Source organism: Vibrio algicola, assembly GCF_009601765.2.
GTDB classification, from domain to species: domain Bacteria; phylum Pseudomonadota; class Gammaproteobacteria; order Enterobacterales; family Vibrionaceae; genus Vibrio; species Vibrio algicola.
The window spans coordinates 521,363-542,013 of sequence record NZ_CP045699.1 but is presented as its reverse complement, the minus strand read 5'-3'; the positions used below and the strand labels follow the sequence as shown (position 1 = coordinate 542,013).

Here is a 20,651-nt window from a genome sequence, read left to right as displayed (position 1 = left end):
CATCCATGATCTTTGACACTTTTCTCTGTACTCAATTTTGAACGATCATTAAATTTATGGAATTGGTAAAATAATAAAAACAGTGTAGCAACAAAAAAGGCGCACGAGGCGCCTTTTGGTATTTTGTTACATCATAAAGAGGAAATTACGCTTCCACTTTATTCATGTGCACATCCATTTGTGGGAATGGAATTTCGATACCCTCTGCATCAAGCGCTTCTTTAATCGCTTGTAAAGAATCAAAGTATACATCCCAATACGCTTCTGTTTTCACCCATGGACGAACCACAAAGTTAACTGAAGAATCTGCAAGTGCAACCACACCAATCGTAGGGGCTGGCGTTTGCAAAATACGACTATCTGCGGCTAATACTTTACTGATAACCTCTTTGGTTTTCTTAAGATCAGAGCCATAAGAAACACCAATTACATGGTCGATACGACGAGTTGCATGGCGAGAATAGTTGACAATTGGACCACCGATAACGCCACCATTTGGCACCACAATCATTTTGTTATCTGGTGTGGTTAATACCGTTTGGAAGATTTGAATCGATTCAACACTACCTGCAACACCTGCGATTTCAACGTAATCACCAGATTTAAATGGACGGAAAGCAACAATCAATACACCGGCTGCAAAGTTAGCTAGTGAGCCTTGAAGAGCTAAACCAATGGCTAAACCTGCTGCACCAATAACCGCAACCACAGAAGCGGTTTCAACGCCTACACGGCCTAAAGCGGCAATCAAAACAATGACAAATAGAACATAACGTACAAGGGAGCTAACAAAGTCTACAACCGCTTGATCCATTTGTTTCTTTTCGAGCATTTTAGCAACACTGTTGCCGATCTTCTTAACGATAATATTACCGATAAAAAGAATAACAATTGCTGAAAGAATATTGACGCCATATTGCACCAATAAATCAGAATTGTGCGTCAACCAATCGGTTAATTTAGGGGCAATAGCAGAAGCTACTTCTGTCACATCTTGTTCATCCATCGTTACTTCCTTATTCCTGACTAAGTTTTTAAATATTCAATCTTTATGCTGCCTAATTAAGACAAATGCAAATACATTGAACATTCATTTAAATCCTAAAGCTACAACATAATATATCGACTTTTCAGTGCAATGAAAACACTTTGTTACGTCAAAGTGAACAAACTTCACAACTTCACAATCAAGATCTCATGCTATAAAAAAAGCCTTACTGATTAAAGTAAGGCTTAAATATGTTTTAATGATTAACCGTTAAAGACAAATTATAGTACGTCTTTTGCGTTAAGGTCTGAGAATGCTTTCTCAAGACGCGCAACCATAGACGCTTGACCAGCACGTAACCATACACGTGGATCGTAGTATTTTTTGTTTGGCGCAGCTTCGCCAGTTGGGTTACCGATTTGACCTTGTAGGAAATCACGGTTTTCAGCTTCGTATGCACGAACGCCATCCCAGTTTGCCCATTGTGTATCAGTATCGATGTTCATTTTGATAACACCGTAACCGATAGACTCTTGGATTTCTGCTTCAGAAGAACCAGAACCACCGTGGAATACGAAGTTTAGAGAGTTAGCTGGAAGGCCAAATTTCTCTGAAACGTATGCTTGAGAATCACGTAGGATAGTTGGAGTAAGAACAACGTTACCCGCTTGGTAAACACCGTGTACGTTACCGAAAGAAGCCGCGATAGTGAAACGCGGGCTTACTGCAATTAGTTTTTCGTAAGCGTAAGCAACATCTTCAGGAGAAGTGTAAAGCTCAGACTCGTCCATACCAGAGTTATCAACACCATCTTCTTCGCCACCAGTACAACCTAGTTCGATTTCGATAGTCATGTTCATTTTAGCCATGCGCTCAAGGTACTTAGCACAAGTTTCAACGTTCTCTTCTAGAGACTCTTCAGAAAGGTCTAGCATGTGTGAAGAGAATAGTGGCTTACCAGTTTGCGCGAAGTATTCTTCACCTGCGTCTAGTAGTCCGTCGATCCAAGGAAGAAGTTTCTTAGCTGCGTGGTCAGTATGAAGAATAACTGGAACGCCGTAAGTTTCAGCGATTGCGTGTACGTATTTTGCACCAGCAACTGCGCCAAGGATTTGTGCACCTTGACCTTCAAGTTTAATGCCTTTACCTGCGAAGAAAGCTGCGCCACCGTTAGAGAACTGAACGATTACTGGAGCTTTAACTTTAGAAGCCGCTTCTAATACTGCGTTAACAGAATCAGTGTTAACAACGTTTACCGCAGGAAGCGCAAACTTGTTTTCTTTTGCTACTGCGAAAACTTTTTGTACGTCATCACCAGAGATAACACCAGGTTTTACAAAATCAAAGATCTTAGACATGGGTTGAGTCCTATTTATTCTATCATTTAAATTATGTAGTAAACGTTTGCTTGATTAGCGCGCGGGATTGTAACAACAAGCTATCTAGACAACAAGGTATCTAAGAAAGAAGGTACGACAACAACCATAAACATCATCATAAATTGCGTAGCAAACGTAAAAAGCGAGAACACCTGTCCTCGCTTTATTCAATATTATGCTTTAGCACGCTCTTCTAGCATTGCTACTGCAGGTAACACTTTACCTTCAACAAACTCAAGGAAAGCACCGCCACCCGTTGAGATGTAAGATACGTCAGCTTTGATACCGAACTTGTCGATAGCCGCTAATGTGTCACCGCCGCCCGCAACAGAGAAACCTGCAGATTCAGCGATTGCTTTAGAAATACCTGCAGTACCTGCTTCAAAGTTTTTGAATTCAAATACGCCAACTGGGCCATTCCAAAGAATGGTTTTTGCACCCATGATGATATCAGCCAATACTTTCGTTGAATCTGGACCAAGGTCGAAGATCATGTCATCGTCTTGAACGTCAGCAACGTTTTTGATTTCAGCTTCTGCGTTTTCATCAAATGCTTTTGCACACGCAACATCAGTCGCAACGGGGATTGCACAATCGTTCATTAGTTTCTTAGCGGTTTCAACTAAGTCAGCTTCGTATAGAGATTTACCAACATTGTGGCCTTCAGCTGCGATGAAGGTATTTGCGATACCACCACCAACTACTAGCTGGTCAGCAATTTTAGATAGAGACTCAAGTACGGTTAGTTTAGTTGATACTTTAGAACCACCAACGATAGCGACTAGTGGACGCTCTGGGTTATCCATTGCTTTGCCAAGCGCTTCAAGCTCTGCAGCAAGAAGAGGACCAGCACAAGCGATTGGTGCGTTCATACCAACACCGTGAGTTGATGCTTGTGCACGGTGAGCCGTACCAAACGCATCCATCACGAAGATGTCACAAAGTGCTGCGTATTTTTTAGATAGCTCTTCTTCATTTTTCTTCTCGCCTTTGTTAAAGCGAACGTTTTCAAGAACAACCAACTCACCAGCGTTAAGCTCTAAACCGTCTAGGTAGTCTTTTGCTAGTTTAACGTCGCAGTCTAGTGCGTCGTTTAAGTAGTTAACAACAGGCGCAAGAGAAAACTCTTCGTTGTATTCACCTTCAGTAGGACGGCCAAGGTGAGAAGTAACCATCACTTTAGCACCTGCAGCTAGGCAAGTTTTAATCGTTGGAAGTGATGCAAGGATACGAGCATCAGAAGTTACTTTACCGTCTTTTACTGGCACATTTAGGTCAGCACGGATAAATACACGCTTACCTGCAAGTTCCAGGTCAGTCATCTTGATTACAGACATGTTTGTTCTCTCAATGTTAGTGAAGTTTAAATTATAAAAATAGTGAAGATTTTATCCCTTGGTTTTTACCATTTACTGCGGTAAGTAACCAAGCAATGATATTCGTGCACGCTATAAAGTGCGCGTGATCTTGGCGGCCGGAGTGACTCAACGGCGGCAGAGCATTTCACTCTCATCTTCCTTTTCTGTCAGGAAGGCGTATTTAATCTACCTCTATACTGGGGTTTAACTTTTATTATTTCAAGAGTAAAAATAATAAACCGCCTAAAATATCAGCGCAAAGCTATTTCTCATTTAACGAAGGTGCTTTTTTGTCGCACCTTATTCAAATGATGTGCAATTTTACAAAAATCGCCCCATCGCGACACTGGTATCCAGCATACGATTAGCAAACCCCCACTCGTTATCACACCACACCAGCATTTTTACTAGCCGGTGATTACTGACGCGAGTTTGAGAACCATCCACAATTGAACTGTGGGCATCGTGATTAAAATCAATCGACACTAATGGCGCTTCGGTGTAATCCAATATGCCATCCAATGTACAACGAGATGCCTCAATAATAGATTGATTTACGTCATCAACTTTTACGTTTTTGTGAACTGTGACACTTAAATCCATCGCAGAGACATTAATTGTAGGAACTCGTACCGAAATTGCCTCAAATTTATCGACAAATTTTGGGTAAATTCTGGCAATGCCTAAATGTAACTTAGTATCGACCGGAATAATTGACTGACTGGCGGCGCGAGAACGGCGTAGATCGGGGTGGTAAGCATCGATAACTTGTTGATCATTCATTGACGAGTGAATCGTGGTGATGGTGCCGGACTCAATTCCAAACGCTTCATCTAATGCTTTAATCACAGGAATAATGCAATTAGTGGTACAAGAGCCATTCGATACCACGTTATGTTCAGCTAATAAGCTGTCGTGGTTAACGCCATAAATAATGGTATTGTCGAGATCGTTACCACCTGGATGTGAAAACAATACTTTTTTGGCCCCTGCTTGGATATGCAATTGACCATCACTTTGATTACCAAACTTTCCGGTACAATCTAATACGATATCGACGTTAAGATCTTTCCACGGTAATAATTTTATGTCTTTTAAATGCAGAATACGAATGGCATCGAATGACGCATCTTGATGATGAATAAAGAGATGTTCTTGTTCATGGGTCACTTTTTTAAAAAAACGCCCGTGGCTTGAATCGTATTGCAGCAAGTGCGCCATGCTTTCAGGTTCTGCCAGTTCATTGACCGCCACCACCTGAATATCTTGGTTTTTACCACTTTCATATAAAGCGCGCAGCACACTGCGACCAATTCGGCCAAACCCATTAATGGCGACTCTTAACATCCGTATTCACTCTTCTATATACAACTGGGGGATTCACGTGCGGCTAAGTTTACCCTATCTATGATGAAATACAAAAATCCCTTTAAACCATAATCTATTTCTAGTTAAAAGGTTAAAGGGATTTGTTCGGGTTTAATTTAGCGATGCAAGTCGCTTCGATTCACCGTGATTACAATTTAATAAACAACAAGTCACATGGCATTTCGCGAACTAGCGGCTCAGAGGGAGATAATAATACCTGACGTAGTAAGCTTGATTTATGGTGTCCCATCATCACTAAATCAATATTGTAAGCTGAGACGGCTTGAATGATTTCATCTTCAATCGCCCCTGTGCTGACTAAGTATTTATCTACCATCACATTCGATTCAGCTAACATGTTTTTGATTTCAACCACAGATTCATGGTGAACACGGTCTTGAAACTCATCGGTATTAATATCAATCACGCCGTCATAAGTATCTAAGAAGTTCGGATCGATATGGATCAGGTTCAACTTAGCTTGATGTAACATGGCGATCTCTTCGGCTCTTTTTACTAATTCTTTTGAATCAGAAGTAAGATCAACCGCTAACATAATATTTTGGTATTTCATCATAAACTCCTCAAATGGATTAGCTAAACAAGCTCAATACGCCAGTCGTAATACCGTAACCACCCACAATCAACCATGCGAATAAAATCACCGCCAAGATAATAGGTTTAATACCTACACCGCGAATTTTAGAAATATTGGTATCTACACCTAGTGCGCCCATTGCCATCGTTAGTAAGAAGACTGACGCTTTCGTTAGATACGGAATGTATTCAGCTGGAATGATATTCATTGAGTTAATACCGGCAACACCAACAAACATAACCGCAAACCATGGAATGGTGATTTTGGCTTTTTCTTCACTTGCTTGACCAGTAGTTGAGACTTTTTTACCAAGATAAATACTCAATGCCACAAGGAATGGAGCCAGCATCATCACGCGGGTCAATTTAACAATCACAGAGGTTACCGCAATATCATGATTCATCGCGTTACCCGCGGCCACCACTTGTGCGACTTCGTGGATAGTCGCACCGGTATAGATACCCATGACTTTTGGATCGATATGGAATACATGGAAGATAAGTGGGTAAACGAACATTGCGGTCGTACCGAAGATCACTACGGTTGACACTGCCAATGCGGTTTGGTGAGGTTTCGCTTTTACCACTGGCTCTGCCGCCAAGATTGCCGCAGCACCACAAATAGAAGAACCTGTCGCGGTGAGCATTGCGATTTCACGGTCAAGACCTAACACTTTCATACCGATAAAAGTACCGCCAATGAAAGTCGTTGCAATGATAATGACATCGGTAACTAAGCCAGGTAAACCGACCGCAATAATTTGCTGGAAGGTAATAAAGAAACCATAAAAAATGATACCTAAACGAAGGAGTTTCTGTTGGCTAAATTTGATACCAGGCTCACTGCTTTTAGGTAAGTATTTAGGAAATACATTACCAATAATCATACCAAGCAAGATACAAATCGTTAACGAACTGATTTGATATTGCTTCATAAATTGTAAATCAGCGATTTGAAAAGACGCAATACTCATCACTAACATGATCAATAGACCTGTTGTGGATTGCTTTAATGTGGTGATGAATTTCATGACTTTACCTCTGTATGTATTTTGAATACATATTAAATATTTTTCTTGTTTAGAACAATCTAATAAAACAGAACAAAGGTAAAGTTAAACTAAACGTAATTTTAGCAAGTCACTTTTAAAAAAACATCAAAAAAAAAGCCTCGTAACATGTACGAGGCCTTAAATAGCGTGATGAGTTCTACTGTGGAATACTTATTTATACTGAAACCTATTTATACTGAAATCTCGTTATACCGGCTCTTTTCTATGGATGAAATCCGCCAGTAAACCTAGAACCAACACCCCAACCGTTACCATTAGAATCGATTGAAAAACATGATGATATTGAGTTGCTGCCATAATTAAATCGACCGCATTATCACTTTGAGGGGTATCCGATGCGGTTAAAGAAGCAATATTGGCAGCCAAGAAATTCGCAATCGAACCACCAGCCAACATATAGATGCCCGCCAACGTTCCCGTTGCACCTTGTGGGTTTAAGCGAGTGATCGCCGACAACGCCACAGGATCGATAAATAACTCTGCCACCCCAATAAAGAACAAACCAATCAACAGCCAAAAGAAGGTGGTCTTACCGGTTACCATCGCAAGTTTGGCTGACAAAGTGATCAGGCTAAAACCGGCCGTTAATAATAGCAGCCCCATATTGAGCTTAGTTAAGGTTCGAACCGAAATGCTTTTACTGGCTAACATTTTCCATAACCAGGTCACTGCGACTCCGCCAACGATCACTGCGATGGGGTTAATCGACTGGAAAAATGCGGTTGGGATCTGATAACCACCAATATTGGTATTCATATTACGCTCGATAAATAAACTGATAGAACTACCACCTTGTTGATCAAACGCCCAAAACACCATTCCGAATACCATAAAGTACAAGATTGAATTCAAATTTTTACGATCTTGTGCGTTACTTTTTTTGTACAAGCCAACGATTTGAGTAAAAGATACCACCGAAATCGCGGCTAAAATGTAACCGGCCCATAAGTCTTTAAGTATAAAGATCAAGCCAACCACACTGGCGATTAAACCAACAAGCAACCATTGCCAATGTGAAATGCCAGCACTCTTTTTTAATAAAGCGGGCATGTTACCTTTTTTAACATGGGAAAAATTTTCGCTACCTGAAATGAAAAAGCATAAACCGATAAACATGCCAATACCAGCCAAACCAAAACCGACGTGCCACCCCCAACGACTGGCAGCATAGCCACACACTAATGGTGATACAGCAGAACCGATATTGCCACCAATATAAGAAATAGAAAAACCACTTTCACGCGCATCTTCATTTTCATGATACAACTCACCCAGCAAACAACTTGAGTTGGTTTTAAAGAAACCATAACCACAAATAATCAAAGCTAACGCAGTGTATAATGTCATGTGAGCATCACTCGGTACACTCAATACCGCATGACCGATAATCATCAGCACGCTGCCTACCACTACCGACCAAAAGTTACCTAAATAGCGATCGGCAATATAACCACCAATGATCGGGGTAACATAAACTAATGAGGTGTACGCACCATAAAGGGCATAAGCATGCTGATCGCTCATCAATAATTTTTCAGTTAAGAAAAGGATAAGTAACGAACGCATTCCGTAGTAACTGAAGAATTCCCACATTTGAATGGCTATAAGGTGAAAGAGCCCTTTAGGCTGTGAAGGTAACCGCATTGTATTCCTCATCTGATTCGAATTGAGCGACAAAAGTAAGCAAATGTAACAAGTAGTGAATACTTATACACTCTAATCGCTTAATCGCCAAGTCATTTGTTGGTCAATTCTTCATTATGAACACAGTTTATTACTCACTTTCAACATTTTGTTGCGATTTAAATCACAAGAAATCACTGTAAACAGCCCTTCTCTCCCCCCTACCTATCACGATATAGCGAGTAATTCACCATCAAATCTTATTCTATCTGTAAGATAAAACTGCATAACTATTCACGTCATTGATTGACAATTAAGCAATCAGCATTTTTTTGATATGGAGACATAAAAAAACCGAGTCCCTTTGAAGGACTCGGTTTTCAATTTTCTAACTGTTTTAGCTAATTTATAATCATCTTAGCTAATCGCTACATCACGATATTAAGCCAGCAATTCTTGAGCTGTCTCAATCACGTTCTCAACCGTAAAGCCAAACATTTTAAATAGCTCACCTGCTGGTGCAGATTCGCCAAATGTTGTCATACCGATGATACGACCATCTAGGCCAACGTACTTGAACCAGAAATCCGCAATGCCCGCTTCAATTGCGATACGCGCTGTTACGTCTGATGGTAATACAGACTCACGGTATGCCGCATCTTGCTTATCAAATGCATCGGTTGATGGCATTGATACAACACGTACTTGCTTGCCTTCCGCGGTGAGTTTCGCTGCCGCTTCTACTGCAAGTTCAACTTCAGAGCCAGTGGCAATCAAGATAAGCTCAGGAGTGCCTACACAATCGTTAAGGATGTAAGCACCTTTAGCGATGTTCGCAACTTGCTCATCAGTACGGGCTTGTTGTGCTAGGTTTTGACGCGAGAAGATAAGCGCAGATGGCGCATCTTTGCGTTCAATCGCCAGTTTCCAAGCAACCGCTGATTCCACTTGGTCACATGGACGCCATGTGCTCATGTTTGGTGTCATGCGCAGTGATGCAATTTGCTCAACCGGTTGGTGAGTTGGGCCATCTTCGCCCAGACCAATAGAATCGTGAGTGTACACTTGGATGTTTTGAATTTTCATCAACGCCGCCATGCGCATTGCGTTACGTGCGTATTCCATAAACATTAGGAATGTCGCGCCGTAAGGAACAAAACCGCCGTGTAGTGCGATACCGTTGATAATTGCTGTCATAGCAAACTCACGCACACCGTAGTGGATATAGTTGCCTGAAGCATCATCAGCAGTCAGTGATTTAGAACCCGACCACATGGTTAGGTTAGACGGTGCAAGGTCAGCCGAGCCGCCCATAAATTCAGGTAGCATTGCGCCAAACGCTTCTAGTGCATTTTGTGATGCTTTACGTGAAGCGATGTTGGCAGGGTTTGCTTGAAGATCAGCAATGATGGCGTTGGCTTTCGCTTCCCAATCATTTGGCAGATCACCAGCAGTACGACGTTTAAATTCAGAAGCAAGTTCTGGGTAAGCCGCGGCATATGCTGCAAACTTCTCATTCCATGCCGCTTCTTTCGCTGCGCCTGCTTCTTTTGCATCCCACTGCGCGTAAATATCAGTTGGGATCTCGAAAGGACCGTGTGCCCAACCAAGTTGTTCTTTGGTTGCTTTGATTTCATCTGCGCCTAGTGGTGCACCGTGACAATCGTGGGTGCCTGCTTTATTAGGTGAACCAAAACCGATAACCGTTTTAGTACAAATTAAAGTAGGACGTGGATCCGCTTTCGCTGCCGCAATCGCCGCTTCGATAGCATCAGCATCGTGGCCATCAACGCCAGGAATAACATGCCAACCGTACGCTTCAAAACGCTTAGGGGTATCGTCTGCAAACCAGCCTTCAACGTGACCATCGATAGAAATACCGTTGTCATCCCAGAATGCAACCAGTTTACCAAGACCAAGAACGCCCGCTAAAGAACAAGCTTCGTGCGAGATCCCTTCCATCATACAACCGTCGCCAAGGAAGGTGTAAGTGAAGTGATCAACGATGTCGTGACCTTCTTTATTAAATTGTGCCGCTAGAGATTTTTCAGCCAACGCCATACCAACCGCGTTAGTGATACCTTGACCTAGAGGGCCGGTTGTTGTTTCAACGCCAGGTGCATAACCGTATTCTGGGTGACCTGGAGTTTTTGAATGCAATTGACGGAAGTTTTTCAGCTCAGAAATTGGTAGCTCGTAACCTGAAAGGTGAAGCAAAGAATAAATCAGCATAGAACCGTGGCCATTCGAAAGAATGAAACGGTCACGATCAGCCCACTCAGGGTTTTGTGGGTTGTGGTTTAAGTGTGAACGCCAAAGAACTTCAGCGATATCGGCCATCCCCATTGGGGCGCCTGGGTGACCCGAATTGGCTTGTTGAACACCATCCATGCTTAAAGCGCGGATTGCATTTGCTAGATCTTTACGAGACGTCATGTCTGCTCCTGAGTGCATAAGCGAAAATATTTAATATTTAAGGTTAGATAAGCGGGCTAGAATAACCTCAGCCCGCTTGGTCGCCGATATTGTCGCAAAGCCTTACTATGACTGCAAACGTTAAGATCTCGATCTGTTGATTCTGCGCTTTATTTTTTCGCTTTTTATACCTATCACACATTTCACCACATTCAACTGGATTGTAAGTAAAATATAGGGTTAGGCACGCAAACGTTGTCGTATTGGGTCTAAATTTATGCCGTAATTTTAATTTGAACTTTTTTATCGCTATGTCACTGATGTAATCGTTTTCGCAGCCTTGAATTAAAAAAAGGCTTGTAATTCGAGCAATCAAAACTAGAATAGACGTCTAGATGTAGAAACACCTACAATTTTAACGTTTATTAAAAGACGCGAGCCCTTGTCGTTAACCTCTCTTGACATGTTAACTTTCAATCATGGGCGCATCTTTTCTAACTCAATCACGCCATCAAATACTCAATGACGTGGTTTTAAGTGGAGCACACATACATGGCTAAGCATTTATTTACTTCAGAATCTGTATCTGAAGGTCATCCAGACAAAATTGCCGATCAAATTTCTGATGCGGTATTGGATGCAATCCTAGAGCAAGATCCTAAAGCACGTGTGGCGTGTGAAACTTACGTAAAAACCGGCATGGTTATGGTTGGCGGCGAAGTGACGACTTCTGCATGGGTTGATATCGAAGAAATCACTCGTGAAACCGTTCGTGAGATTGGTTACATCCATTCAGATATGGGTTTTGATGCCAACTCTTGCGCCGTATTAAATACCATTGGTAAGCAATCTCCAGACATCAACCAAGGTGTCGATAAAGCCGATCCTAAAGATCAGGGCGCGGGCGACCAAGGTATTATGTTTGGTTACGCCACCAACGAAACGCCAATTCTAATGCCTGCTCCAATCACTTATTCTCACCTATTAGTGAAGAAGCAAGCTGAAGTTCGTAAAAGCGGCAAGTTGGATTTCTTACGTCCAGATGCGAAATCTCAAGTTACCTTCCAATACGATCAAGGCAAAATTGTCGGTATTGATGCAGTGGTACTTTCAACTCAGCACAGCGATTCAATCTCAACGCCGGATCTACGTGAAGCAGTAATGGAAGAAATCATCAAACCTGTTCTTCCTGAAGAATGGTTAAATAAAGACACTAAGTACTTTATCAATCCAACCGGTCGTTTTGTTATCGGTGGCCCAATGGGTGACTGTGGTTTAACCGGTCGTAAAATTATCGTTGATACCTACGGCGGCGCAGCGCGTCACGGTGGCGGCGCATTCTCTGGTAAAGATCCATCAAAAGTAGACCGTTCAGCGGCTTATGCAGCACGTTATGTAGCAAAAAACATTGTGGCTGCTGGTCTTGCTGATCGCTGTGAAATTCAATTGTCTTACGCGATTGGTGTTGCAGAGCCGACATCTATCATGGTTGAAACCTTTGGCACTGAAAAAGTACCAGCCGACATTATTGTTGAAGCAGCACGTCAACACTTCGACCTACGTCCATACGGCCTACAAGAAATGTTGAACTTGCTACAACCTATCTACAAGAAGACCGCCGCTTATGGTCACTTTGGTCGTGAAGAGTTCCCTTGGGAAGCTACCGACAAAGCCGCTTCATTACGCGCCTTTGCTGGCCTATAAAAGCCACTAAAAATAAAAACAAGCTTAATCAAGCCCTTGCCTTTTTGGTGAGGGCTTTTTGTTTACAGCTATAAAAATAACGGATAAATAATGAGTAATAAATTTGTAATTTAAGCGGATCATGCCAATAGTTAAAGCGTGACGAATCGAGAATCCATAGGAGGATTTATGCCTCGTACCGCCAAATCATCTGATTTCAAAGTGCCTGATAACCAATATGCTCGCACCATCCCATGCAATCATATCGCCACCTTTGCCCCGCTAGGTTGGCTTAAAAAAGGTGCCACCGATTTAATTCATGCCCCTATGGTCAGCCTATTTTACGGACTCTGTTTCGCCTTAGCCGCCGCAGGTATCGAATGGCTAGTTTTCTTACAAGGCTCGCACTTAGTGGTCTTCCCCAGTTTAATTGTTTATATGCTGATCGGTCCGTTTTTAGCATTAGGGCTTTACGATGCCAGTTGGCAAATGGAAAAAAATAACCCACCTAAACTACTGCATTCCATGTTTGCCATTCGGCGTAACTCCGTATCGCAATGGAGCTTTGCAGTGATGCTGTGCGTCGCGATGATCTTTTGGATGCGTATTGCCTCTTTGCTGCATGCCATATACCCCGAAATGCAAGGCGCGCCGCTATCACACTTTATGCCCTTCTTAGTCACAGGTTCGGTGGTCGGGATCATTTTTTCTTGTTTGATTTTTTCTATCTCGGCTTTTTCGATACCTTTAATGATGGAAAGACGGGTCGATGTGATGACCGCTGTCTTTACCAGTTTTAACGCAGTAAAGCACAACTTATCAGCCATGATGGTGTGGGCTGCACTTATTGTGGTGGGGCTCTTGATCGGGTTTGCCACCGCAGGGATCGGCATGCTCATCACGATGCCAATCTTAGGTTTTGCCACTTGGCATGGTTATCGAGCCACCATTCAACGTAAACACTGATTTTTATATATCAGGTATAGCGCAACGCTTATATCTTCGATATTCTTCCCCTCCCTACTTTGATCATTAAAGTAGGGATTTTTTATTGGGTATCATTCTAAACTTAAGGTCAATGATGGCAGGTCGTGATATTCCCGCAGCGTTACTGCAACAGATAAACCAAACCGTGCAACACTGCATGCATAAAGCCGAGCAAGTATTGGACGAGAAGTTTGATCCCCCAAGTGTTCACTATAATGTTCGCGGCAAAGTGGCAGGAAAAGCATATTTGCAGAGCTGGGAAATAAGGCTGAACCCGACTTTATTATTAGAAAACCAAAGCGCTTTTTTACACCAAGTGATCCCGCATGAAATCGCCCATTTACTGACTTACCATCAATTTGGTCGAGTGCGCCCGCATGGTAAAGAGTGGCAAGCGATCATGCTTAAGGTATTTCAACTTAATCCTGATACCCGTCACCAGTTTGATGTCAGTTCAGTACAAGGTAGAACTTTCTCTTATCAATGCCAGTGTCGCCAGTACGATTTATCAATTCGTCGTCATAATAAAGTGATGCGCAACCAAGCTCAATACCACTGCCTTGAATGTAAGCAACAGCTGCAATTAAAAAGCGAGTGCAACTAAAAAACGAATGTCATTAAAAACAACTGGGTGATAACAACATTCCCCACATGAATGAGTAAAAATAAATACAAACAAAAATAGAATATAACACCTTGTTTATTTAATAATACAAAATAAATAAGATGAGTAAGCTTAAATATTATATGTAACGCCCTATCTTCATTTGTTTGAGACTACTAATATGTGCGCCTAATACCTTGTGAATTGAAATCATGACTGCTTATAAACATATCCTCGACATCCATCCTAACGCCTGTGTTGTGCATGTTAACTTCCGCCCTCTTTATGCGAATGACGCATTTGCCCGTTTTAGTGGTCTGGAAAGTGCCGAGCAAATTTTAAGCCTTGACTCATTAATGGTATTAATTGATTCAGAAGAACACGCTGACGCTCAAATTCGCTACCAACAAGCAATGAATGAAAAACAAGCCACCCCTGCCAAAATCATCCCCCATACCGATTTATTTGGTAATCCAGCCATCGTCGAAATCACCGATCGCGCAATAATATGGGACGGCCAACCGGCGCTGTGTACTTTCATTACGGTTGTGACAGATAAAATCAAAAAACAACGTCGTTTAAAAAAATTATCGGAGCAAGATGCGTTAACCAATATCCCCAATCGCCGTTACTTGATCAATACCATGAATGACCATCAACAAAATGGTGTTGCTGAGCAATATTATATGGCGTTGATCGACATTGATTTCTTTAAACGTGTCAACGACCAATACAGTCACTTAGCAGGAGATGCGGTGTTGATCCAATTCTCTGAGTTGCTTGCCGGTTTTTGTGACGAGGGCGATCATCTGGCTCGTCTTGGCGGAGAAGAGTTTGTTTTACTCATTAAATCAAATAACTTAACCAGTGTAGAACAACGAATAGAAAACCTGCGCTCTACTGTCGAGACCAATCATTTTATTATTGCCAGTAATGGTAACCATGAAGCGCCACGACTGCGTTGTACGGTTTCAATTGGCGTAACGGACATTGTGCAAGGTGAGCAAACCGACCTCCCTTATGGACGCGCCGATAAAGCCTTGTATCTGGCTAAAAATAGTGGCCGCAACCAAGTTAGAGTCCAACTGGCTCACGACCAAACCTAAACTTAACAAACCTAAACTTAACAAACCTAAGCTTAACCTAACAAATCTAAGCTTAACACTGATACGCCCAATCGATTTATCACATCTCAATCGTGCATTTTGCCCTTGTTTTTTCAGTTAAAAACACCCATGTTAAGGGGAGACTTTTAATCGAATACAGGTTACCGCATGAGAACCCCTAGAATTTACCATCCAGAAACCATTCTGGGACTGGGCGAACTCTCGCTTGCTGACGATGCCGCCGGTCATATTGGCCGCGTATTACGCATGACAGCAGGACAAGAAATTCTTCTTTTTGATGGCAGTGGCGCAGAATTTCCAGCCATTATATCCGCCGTGTCTAAAAAAAATGTTACGGTTGAATTACGCGAACGGATTGAACGCAATATTGAATCCCCACTCAATTTACATCTTGGGCAAGTGATTTCACGTGGTGATAAAATGGAGTTCACCATTCAAAAAGCAGTTGAGCTTGGCGTAAATACCATCACCCCTTTAATCTCAGAGCGTTGCGGCGTCAAATTGAATGCCGAACGATTTGAGAAAAAATTACAACAATGGCAGAAAATTGCGATTGCCGCCTGTGAGCAATGTGGCCGCAATGTAGTGCCTGAAGTTCGACCATTAATGCAACTAGAACAATGGTGCGCAGAAGATTATGATGGTCTTAAGCTTAACTTGCACCCAAGAGCCAAGTATTCGATCAACACCTTACCGACACCGGTGAGTAAAGTGCGCTTATTGATTGGGCCGGAAGGTGGATTATCCGATCCAGAAATCCAAATGACACAAGAGTATCAGTTTGAAGAAACCTTGTTAGGTCCGCGCGTTCTACGTACCGAAACGGCAGGTTTATCGGCCATCACCGCGTTACAAGTTCGTTTTGGCGATCTTGGTTAATTACATTCTTTAATTTCTACCGTTACCCTCATCGAGGTTTAAGTAACATTAGCAGGAGAAACACATGAAAATCGGCATCGTAATGGATCCTATCTCATCGATTAATATCAAAAAAGACTCTAGTTTTGCCATGATGTTAGAAGCACAGCGTCGCGGCTGGGAAATCCATTACATGGAAATGGCAGACCTACATCTAGAACAAGGCGTTGCCATTGCCGACACTAAGATTGTCACTTTGATCGACGATCCTGCCAACTGGTATCAATTTGACTCAGAGCAGACCATCGAACTGTCTGAACTTGACGCGGTATTAATGCGTAAAGATCCTCCTTTTGATACTGAGTTTATTTACGCGACTTACATTCTTGAGCGCGCCGAAAATCTTGGTACCTTGATCGTCAATAAACCGCAGAGCTTGCGTGACTGTAATGAAAAATTATTCACCGCTTGGTTCCCAGAGCTCACGCCGACCACACTGGTGACGCGTAAAGATCAAAAAATCAAAGCTTTCCATCAGCAGCATGGCGATGTGATCCTAAAACCACTTGATGGCATGGGCGGCGCGTCTATTTTCCGTGTGAAACAAGGCGATCCAAACGTTTCGGTGATCATTGAAACCTTAACCAACCACGGTCAAAACTACGCGATGGCACAAACGTTTGTACCCGATATTAGTAATGGTGATAAACGTATTTTAGTGGTCGACGGCGAACCTATGCCGTATTGCTTAGCTCGTATTCCAGCTAAAGGCGAAACCCGCGGCAACTTGGCGGCTGGTGGTCGTGGTGAAGCCCGTCCATTAAGTGAAACCGATCTTAAAATTGCTCAAGCGGTGGCGCCAACCCTAAAAGAGAAAGGCCTGATTTTTGTTGGTCTGGATGTTATCGGTGATAAGCTGACGGAAATTAATGTCACTAGTCCAACTTGTATTAAAGAAATTGAAGCGGCATTTGATATTTCAATTACCGGCAAGCTAATGGATGCGATTGAGCGTCGAGTAGCGAATAAATAAGTCGTATGGATGGGTATCATACCTGCTGGTGCTTTCTTTTGAGCTCGGCAGGTTCATTAACGACAGAGAGATACGGAGAAATAAGCGATGTCTGAAGCGAGTATCAATCAAGATAACAGCAATAATGAAATGATGGATTTAACCGATCATTTTCTTATTGCGATGCCAAGCATGGCCGATCCAAACTTCACTCGTACCGTGATCTATGTCTGCGAACATAATGATGAAGGCGCGATGGGGTTAGTCATTAATGCCCCTATTGGTATTGATGTCGGTAACATGCTAAAGCAAATTGAAGTGCAACCTGTGCATCCACAAATTTGCACCAAAAGCTTACGCACACCGGTGTTAAATGGCGGCCCTGTTGCCACCGACCGCGGCTTTATTCTGCATAGTTTAAAAGATGAGTACCAATCGAGTATTGATATTAATGGTCAATTGGCGGTCACCACTTCAAAAGATATTTTAACCGTTCTCGGCACCGAAGCGGAGCCAAAACAATACTTAGTTACCTTAGGATACTCTGGTTGGGATGCAGGCCAATTAGAGCAAGAGCTATTGGATAATGTATGGCTTACCACTCCGGCAGACGCGAGTATTATCTTTGATACTCCGGCTACTTTGCGCTGGAAAAAAGCGGTTCAGTCGCTCGGGATTGATGTTTCGCAACTTTCGATTGAATCGGGCCGCGCGTAAGCTAAACCGACAAAATTCATTTTACCTATTCATCAGAGACGTTTATGAGCAACCAAACCATTATGGCTTTTGATTACGGTACCAAAAGTATTGGCAGCGCCATCGGCCAGACCATTACAGGAACCGCCTCACCACTGAAAGCCTTTAAAGCGGTGGACGGTATTCCTAAATGGGATGAAATCGAAAAGTTGATCAAAGAATGGCAACCAAACTTAATTGTGGTTGGACTGCCGACCGATATGGAAGGTAAGGATCTGACGACTATCACCACTCGCGCTAAAAAGTTTGGTAATCGTTTATTTGGCCGCTTTGGCGTCACCGTTGAAATGCATGATGAACGTTTATCGACTCAAGAAGCGCGCGCTGAGTTATTTTCTATGGGCGGTTATAAAGCATTAACCAAGGGGAATGTCGATTGCCAATCTGCGGTGGTGATTTTAGAGAGTTGGTTTGAAGCGCAATATGGGTAACTGCTCCCATCAGGCTTTAATCTCTTAAAGCCTGATTAACCGGGTTAAAAACAAAGCGAGATTCCCTGTCTATTCGCTTAGGCTCATGCATGGAATGACGTGGTGAACGCATAGCCTCACGCATGGAATGATGATTGATTTAGTAGCTATTTAACCCATATCGATTTTAATGCCTTTGAGTTTATCACTTTCACCAATCGGTGAATCCACCATAGTTTTCAGCATCATGCGCAAGTCATTGGCAGAATCGGCGCTGTGCATGGCATCATCAAGCGTGATTTTATCTTCTTGCAGCAATTGAAATAAGGCTTGGTCAAAGGTTTGCATCCCAGCATCTTTGGAGTTGAGCATCGTGGTTTTCAATTCGTGCATTTCACCACGGCGGATCAAATCCGACATCCGCGGCGTATTAATCAAAACTTCAAACACCCCATGACGACCTTTTCCATCTTTATCACGCACTAATTGCTGCGCCACCACGCCTTTTAAGTTTAAAGATAAATCATATAAGAATTGCTCTTTTTGATCTTTTGGCACTAAATGCAATATCCGTTCAAGCGCTTGGTTGGCGTTATTGGCGTGCAGTGTTGCCATACAAAGATGCCCCGTTTCCGCAAAGGTCATGGCATATTCCATCGTTTCTCGGCTACGGATCTCACCAATCAATATCATATCAGGCGCTTGGCGTAATGAGTTTTTAAGGGCGATTTCATAGCTGTCGGTATCAAGCCCAACTTCACGCTGAGTCACAATGCATTTTTTATGTTCATGCACAAACTCAATCGGATCTTCCACCGCTAAAATATGCCCCGTCATGGTGACATTTCGATGGCCCGTCATGGCCGCCATCGAGGTCGATTTACCCGAACCGGTCGCCCCAACCACCAGCACCAAGCCACGTTTAGCCGTACAGAAATCTTTCAATATTTCGGGTAAGTGTAAATCGTCCATCGTCGGGATTTTGGTTTCAATCCGGCGGATCACCGCGCCAGGTAATTCACGTTGGAAAAAAGCACTGACACGGAAGCGTCCACTGTCACGCATTATGGCAAAGTTGGACTCGTGTTCACGTTGAAAATCACGCTGGCGATCGCTATCCATCATTTCAAACAATAAAGCCTCTACTGCGCCTTTATCGAGTGCGCCGCCGTGGGCTTTTAATTCACCATCAATCCGAAATAAACACGGCGCTCCGACGGTAAGATAAATATCCGAGGCTTTTGATCCCACCATCATTTCTAAAACTTGATCCAATTGCATCTCGATTAAATCCTTTGCTATTGCATGTAAAGTTATTGCTGTTGCCTATGTCTTATAAAATCTCAGCCAACTTAATACGGTGAATCCATACCTTCAATTTTTTGTCTTACTTCATCAGGGTCAACATCGCCTTGCGCCATCAATTGTCGCGCCGCTTGCTCCATAGTTTGCATCCCAGTCGCCGATCCGGTTTGGATCATCGACATCATTTGCGCCACTTTATCTTCACGAATAAGATTTCGAATCGCTGGCGTCGCGATCATAATTTCATGACAAGCTACTCGGCCACCGCCGGTACGCTTAAGCAGTTTTTGCGCCACAACAGCTCGCATTGATTCAGACAACATAGAGCGCACCATATTTTTGTCTGCGCCGGGAAACACATCAATAATACGGTCAATGGTTTTAGCGGCAGAGCTGGTGTGCAAAGTACCAAACACTAAGTGGCCAGTTTCCGCTGCGGTTAACGCTAAACTAATGGTTTCTTTATCACGCAACTCACCCACCAAAATAACATCGGGATCTTCACGTAATGCCGAGCGTAATGCTTCATTAAAGCCATGAGTATCGCGATGCACTTCACGTTGGTTAATTAAGCATTTATGATTGGAGTGAGTAAATTCAATTGGATCTTCAATGGTGAGAATATGTTTTTTCTGATTACGGTTAATATGATCGACCATCGCCGCCAGTGTCGTCGATTTACCCGAACCGGTAGGGCCTGTAACTAATACTAGTCCCTTTTCATAGTTCACCATTTGATGGAAGATCTCTGGTGCGCCAATATCTTCTAAGGTTGGAATTTTCATCGGAATAGTACGAAACACCGCCGCACAACCGCGCGCTTGGTTAAAAGCATTAACACGAAAACGTCCTACGTTCGGCAATTCAAAAGAAAAATCAATTTCGAGCTTTTCTTCATATTCACTGCGCTGAGCATCATTCATAATATCAAACACTAAAGTGTGCACTTCTGAATGTGAAAAAGCATCCATTTCGAGCTTTCTCATATCACCATCAATGCGCAACATCGGCGGAACGCCAGCAGAAAGATGTAGATCTGATGCATTATGCTTTACACTAAAATCCAATAACTCAGCGATATTCATTACTATTCCTTACCGAAACCAAA

Annotated in this window: 18 protein-coding genes; 8 read left to right on the top strand and 10 right to left on the bottom strand. The window is 42.7% G+C overall.

All coding sequences use genetic code 11. From position 1 onward, the window contains the following. Nucleotides 1–145: 145 nt before the first annotated feature. From mscS to tkt, 8 genes are all read right to left on the bottom strand, one after another. The gene (gene mscS / locus GFB47_RS02425) at nucleotides 146–1,006 is read right to left on the bottom strand and encodes a small-conductance mechanosensitive channel MscS (protein ID WP_153446271.1); all 861 of its coding nucleotides are present in this window, start codon (nucleotides 1,004–1,006) and stop codon (nucleotides 146–148) included. Nucleotides 1,007–1,269: 263 nt separating this feature from the next. Continuing rightward, on the bottom strand, nucleotides 1,270–2,346 hold the full coding sequence (fbaA, locus tag GFB47_RS02420) for a class II fructose-bisphosphate aldolase (protein ID WP_153446269.1): 1,077 nt from the start codon (nucleotides 2,344–2,346) through the stop codon (nucleotides 1,270–1,272). Between the two features lie 194 nt (nucleotides 2,347–2,540). After that, nucleotides 2,541–3,704 (bottom strand): phosphoglycerate kinase, encoded by a 1,164-nt coding sequence (locus GFB47_RS02415; RefSeq protein WP_153446267.1) that lies wholly within the window; start codon nucleotides 3,702–3,704, stop codon nucleotides 2,541–2,543. 342 nt (nucleotides 3,705–4,046) lie between these two features. Continuing rightward, nucleotides 4,047–5,072, bottom strand: coding sequence for an erythrose-4-phosphate dehydrogenase (gene epd / locus GFB47_RS02410; RefSeq protein WP_153446266.1), 1,026 nt, complete (start codon nucleotides 5,070–5,072; stop codon nucleotides 4,047–4,049). Nucleotides 5,073–5,241: 169 nt separating this feature from the next. Next, a complete protein-coding gene (locus tag GFB47_RS02405; RefSeq protein ID WP_153446264.1) occupies nucleotides 5,242–5,670 on the bottom strand; it encodes a universal stress protein in 429 nt (142 codons plus the stop codon). 16 nt (nucleotides 5,671–5,686) lie between these two features. Beyond that, nucleotides 5,687–6,721: a YeiH family protein gene (locus GFB47_RS02400; RefSeq protein ID WP_153446262.1), complete on the bottom strand. Its 1,035-nt coding sequence runs from the start codon at nucleotides 6,719–6,721 to the stop codon at nucleotides 5,687–5,689. Nucleotides 6,722–6,949: 228 nt separating this feature from the next. Continuing rightward, a complete protein-coding gene (locus GFB47_RS02395) occupies nucleotides 6,950–8,407 on the bottom strand; it encodes a peptide MFS transporter (protein WP_153446260.1) in 1,458 nt (485 codons plus the stop codon). A 420-nt stretch (nucleotides 8,408–8,827) separates the two neighbouring features. Beyond that, entirely contained in the window at nucleotides 8,828–10,822 is a 1,995-nt protein-coding gene (gene tkt, locus GFB47_RS02390) for a transketolase (protein ID WP_153446258.1), read from the bottom strand. Between the two features lie 531 nt (nucleotides 10,823–11,353). Between tkt and metK the strand changes: the two genes are divergently transcribed. The 8 genes from metK (at nucleotide 11,354) to ruvX (ending at nucleotide 18,259) form a co-directional block, all read left to right on the top strand. Further along, nucleotides 11,354–12,505: a methionine adenosyltransferase gene (gene metK, locus GFB47_RS02385; RefSeq protein WP_153446257.1), complete on the top strand. Its 1,152-nt coding sequence runs from the start codon at nucleotides 11,354–11,356 to the stop codon at nucleotides 12,503–12,505. Between the two features lie 168 nt (nucleotides 12,506–12,673). Continuing rightward, nucleotides 12,674–13,450, top strand: a complete 777-nt coding sequence (locus GFB47_RS02380) for a DUF2189 domain-containing protein (protein ID WP_153446255.1) — start codon at nucleotides 12,674–12,676, stop codon at nucleotides 13,448–13,450. 115 nt (nucleotides 13,451–13,565) lie between these two features. After that, the gene (locus tag GFB47_RS02375) at nucleotides 13,566–14,075 is read left to right on the top strand and encodes a SprT family zinc-dependent metalloprotease (RefSeq protein WP_153448118.1); all 510 of its coding nucleotides are present in this window, start codon (nucleotides 13,566–13,568) and stop codon (nucleotides 14,073–14,075) included. 212 nt (nucleotides 14,076–14,287) lie between these two features. After that, nucleotides 14,288–15,181: a GGDEF domain-containing protein gene (locus GFB47_RS02370; protein ID WP_153446253.1), complete on the top strand. Its 894-nt coding sequence runs from the start codon at nucleotides 14,288–14,290 to the stop codon at nucleotides 15,179–15,181. A 168-nt stretch (nucleotides 15,182–15,349) separates the two neighbouring features. Next, nucleotides 15,350–16,081 carry a 16S rRNA (uracil(1498)-N(3))-methyltransferase gene (gene rsmE, locus GFB47_RS02365; RefSeq protein ID WP_153446252.1) on the top strand — a complete coding sequence of 244 codons (732 nt, stop codon included), beginning with the start codon at nucleotides 15,350–15,352 and terminating at the stop codon, nucleotides 16,079–16,081. Nucleotides 16,082–16,145: 64 nt separating this feature from the next. Further along, on the top strand, nucleotides 16,146–17,093 hold the full coding sequence (gene gshB / locus GFB47_RS02360; protein ID WP_153446250.1) for a glutathione synthase: 948 nt from the start codon (nucleotides 16,146–16,148) through the stop codon (nucleotides 17,091–17,093). Nucleotides 17,094–17,225: 132 nt separating this feature from the next. Beyond that, the gene (locus tag GFB47_RS02355; protein ID WP_153448117.1) at nucleotides 17,226–17,789 is read left to right on the top strand and encodes a YqgE/AlgH family protein; all 564 of its coding nucleotides are present in this window, start codon (nucleotides 17,226–17,228) and stop codon (nucleotides 17,787–17,789) included. 44 nt (nucleotides 17,790–17,833) lie between these two features. After that, the gene (gene ruvX / locus GFB47_RS02350; protein WP_153446249.1) at nucleotides 17,834–18,259 is read left to right on the top strand and encodes a Holliday junction resolvase RuvX; all 426 of its coding nucleotides are present in this window, start codon (nucleotides 17,834–17,836) and stop codon (nucleotides 18,257–18,259) included. Nucleotides 18,260–18,409: 150 nt separating this feature from the next. On the opposite strand, the gene GFB47_RS02345 is transcribed toward ruvX, so the two are convergent. Further along, a complete protein-coding gene (locus tag GFB47_RS02345; RefSeq protein ID WP_153446247.1) occupies nucleotides 18,410–19,519 on the bottom strand; it encodes a PilT/PilU family type 4a pilus ATPase in 1,110 nt (369 codons plus the stop codon). A 71-nt stretch (nucleotides 19,520–19,590) separates the two neighbouring features. Then, entirely contained in the window at nucleotides 19,591–20,628 is a 1,038-nt protein-coding gene (locus GFB47_RS02340) for a type IV pilus twitching motility protein PilT (protein WP_153446246.1), read from the bottom strand. Between the last annotated feature and the right edge of the window lie 23 nt (nucleotides 20,629–20,651).

Excerpts from the sequence above, each read along its gene's own strand:
- mscS (WP_153446271.1), bottom strand. The coding sequence starts at position 1,006 with ATGGATGAACAAGATGTGACAGAAGTAGCTTCTGCTATTGCCCCTAAA.
- fbaA (WP_153446269.1), bottom strand. The coding sequence starts at position 2,346 with ATGTCTAAGATCTTTGATTTTGTAAAACCTGGTGTTATCTCTGGTGAT.
- GFB47_RS02415 (WP_153446267.1), bottom strand. The coding sequence starts at position 3,704 with ATGTCTGTAATCAAGATGACTGACCTGGAACTTGCAGGTAAGCGTGTA.
- epd (WP_153446266.1), bottom strand. The coding sequence starts at position 5,072 with ATGTTAAGAGTCGCCATTAATGGGTTTGGCCGAATTGGTCGCAGTGTG.
- GFB47_RS02405 (WP_153446264.1), bottom strand. The coding sequence starts at position 5,670 with ATGATGAAATACCAAAATATTATGTTAGCGGTTGATCTTACTTCTGAT.
- GFB47_RS02400 (WP_153446262.1), bottom strand. The coding sequence starts at position 6,721 with ATGAAATTCATCACCACATTAAAGCAATCCACAACAGGTCTATTGATC.
- GFB47_RS02395 (WP_153446260.1), bottom strand. The coding sequence starts at position 8,407 with ATGCGGTTACCTTCACAGCCTAAAGGGCTCTTTCACCTTATAGCCATT.
- tkt (WP_153446258.1), bottom strand. The coding sequence starts at position 10,822 with ATGACGTCTCGTAAAGATCTAGCAAATGCAATCCGCGCTTTAAGCATG.
- metK (WP_153446257.1), top strand. The coding sequence starts at position 11,354 with ATGGCTAAGCATTTATTTACTTCAGAATCTGTATCTGAAGGTCATCCA.
- GFB47_RS02380 (WP_153446255.1), top strand. The coding sequence starts at position 12,674 with ATGCCTCGTACCGCCAAATCATCTGATTTCAAAGTGCCTGATAACCAA.
- GFB47_RS02375 (WP_153448118.1), top strand. The coding sequence starts at position 13,566 with ATGGCAGGTCGTGATATTCCCGCAGCGTTACTGCAACAGATAAACCAA.
- GFB47_RS02370 (WP_153446253.1), top strand. The coding sequence starts at position 14,288 with ATGACTGCTTATAAACATATCCTCGACATCCATCCTAACGCCTGTGTT.
- rsmE (WP_153446252.1), top strand. The coding sequence starts at position 15,350 with ATGAGAACCCCTAGAATTTACCATCCAGAAACCATTCTGGGACTGGGC.
- gshB (WP_153446250.1), top strand. The coding sequence starts at position 16,146 with ATGAAAATCGGCATCGTAATGGATCCTATCTCATCGATTAATATCAAA.
- GFB47_RS02355 (WP_153448117.1), top strand. The coding sequence starts at position 17,226 with ATGGATTTAACCGATCATTTTCTTATTGCGATGCCAAGCATGGCCGAT.
- ruvX (WP_153446249.1), top strand. The coding sequence starts at position 17,834 with ATGAGCAACCAAACCATTATGGCTTTTGATTACGGTACCAAAAGTATT.
- GFB47_RS02345 (WP_153446247.1), bottom strand. The coding sequence starts at position 19,519 with ATGCAATTGGATCAAGTTTTAGAAATGATGGTGGGATCAAAAGCCTCG.
- GFB47_RS02340 (WP_153446246.1), bottom strand. The coding sequence starts at position 20,628 with ATGAATATCGCTGAGTTATTGGATTTTAGTGTAAAGCATAATGCATCA.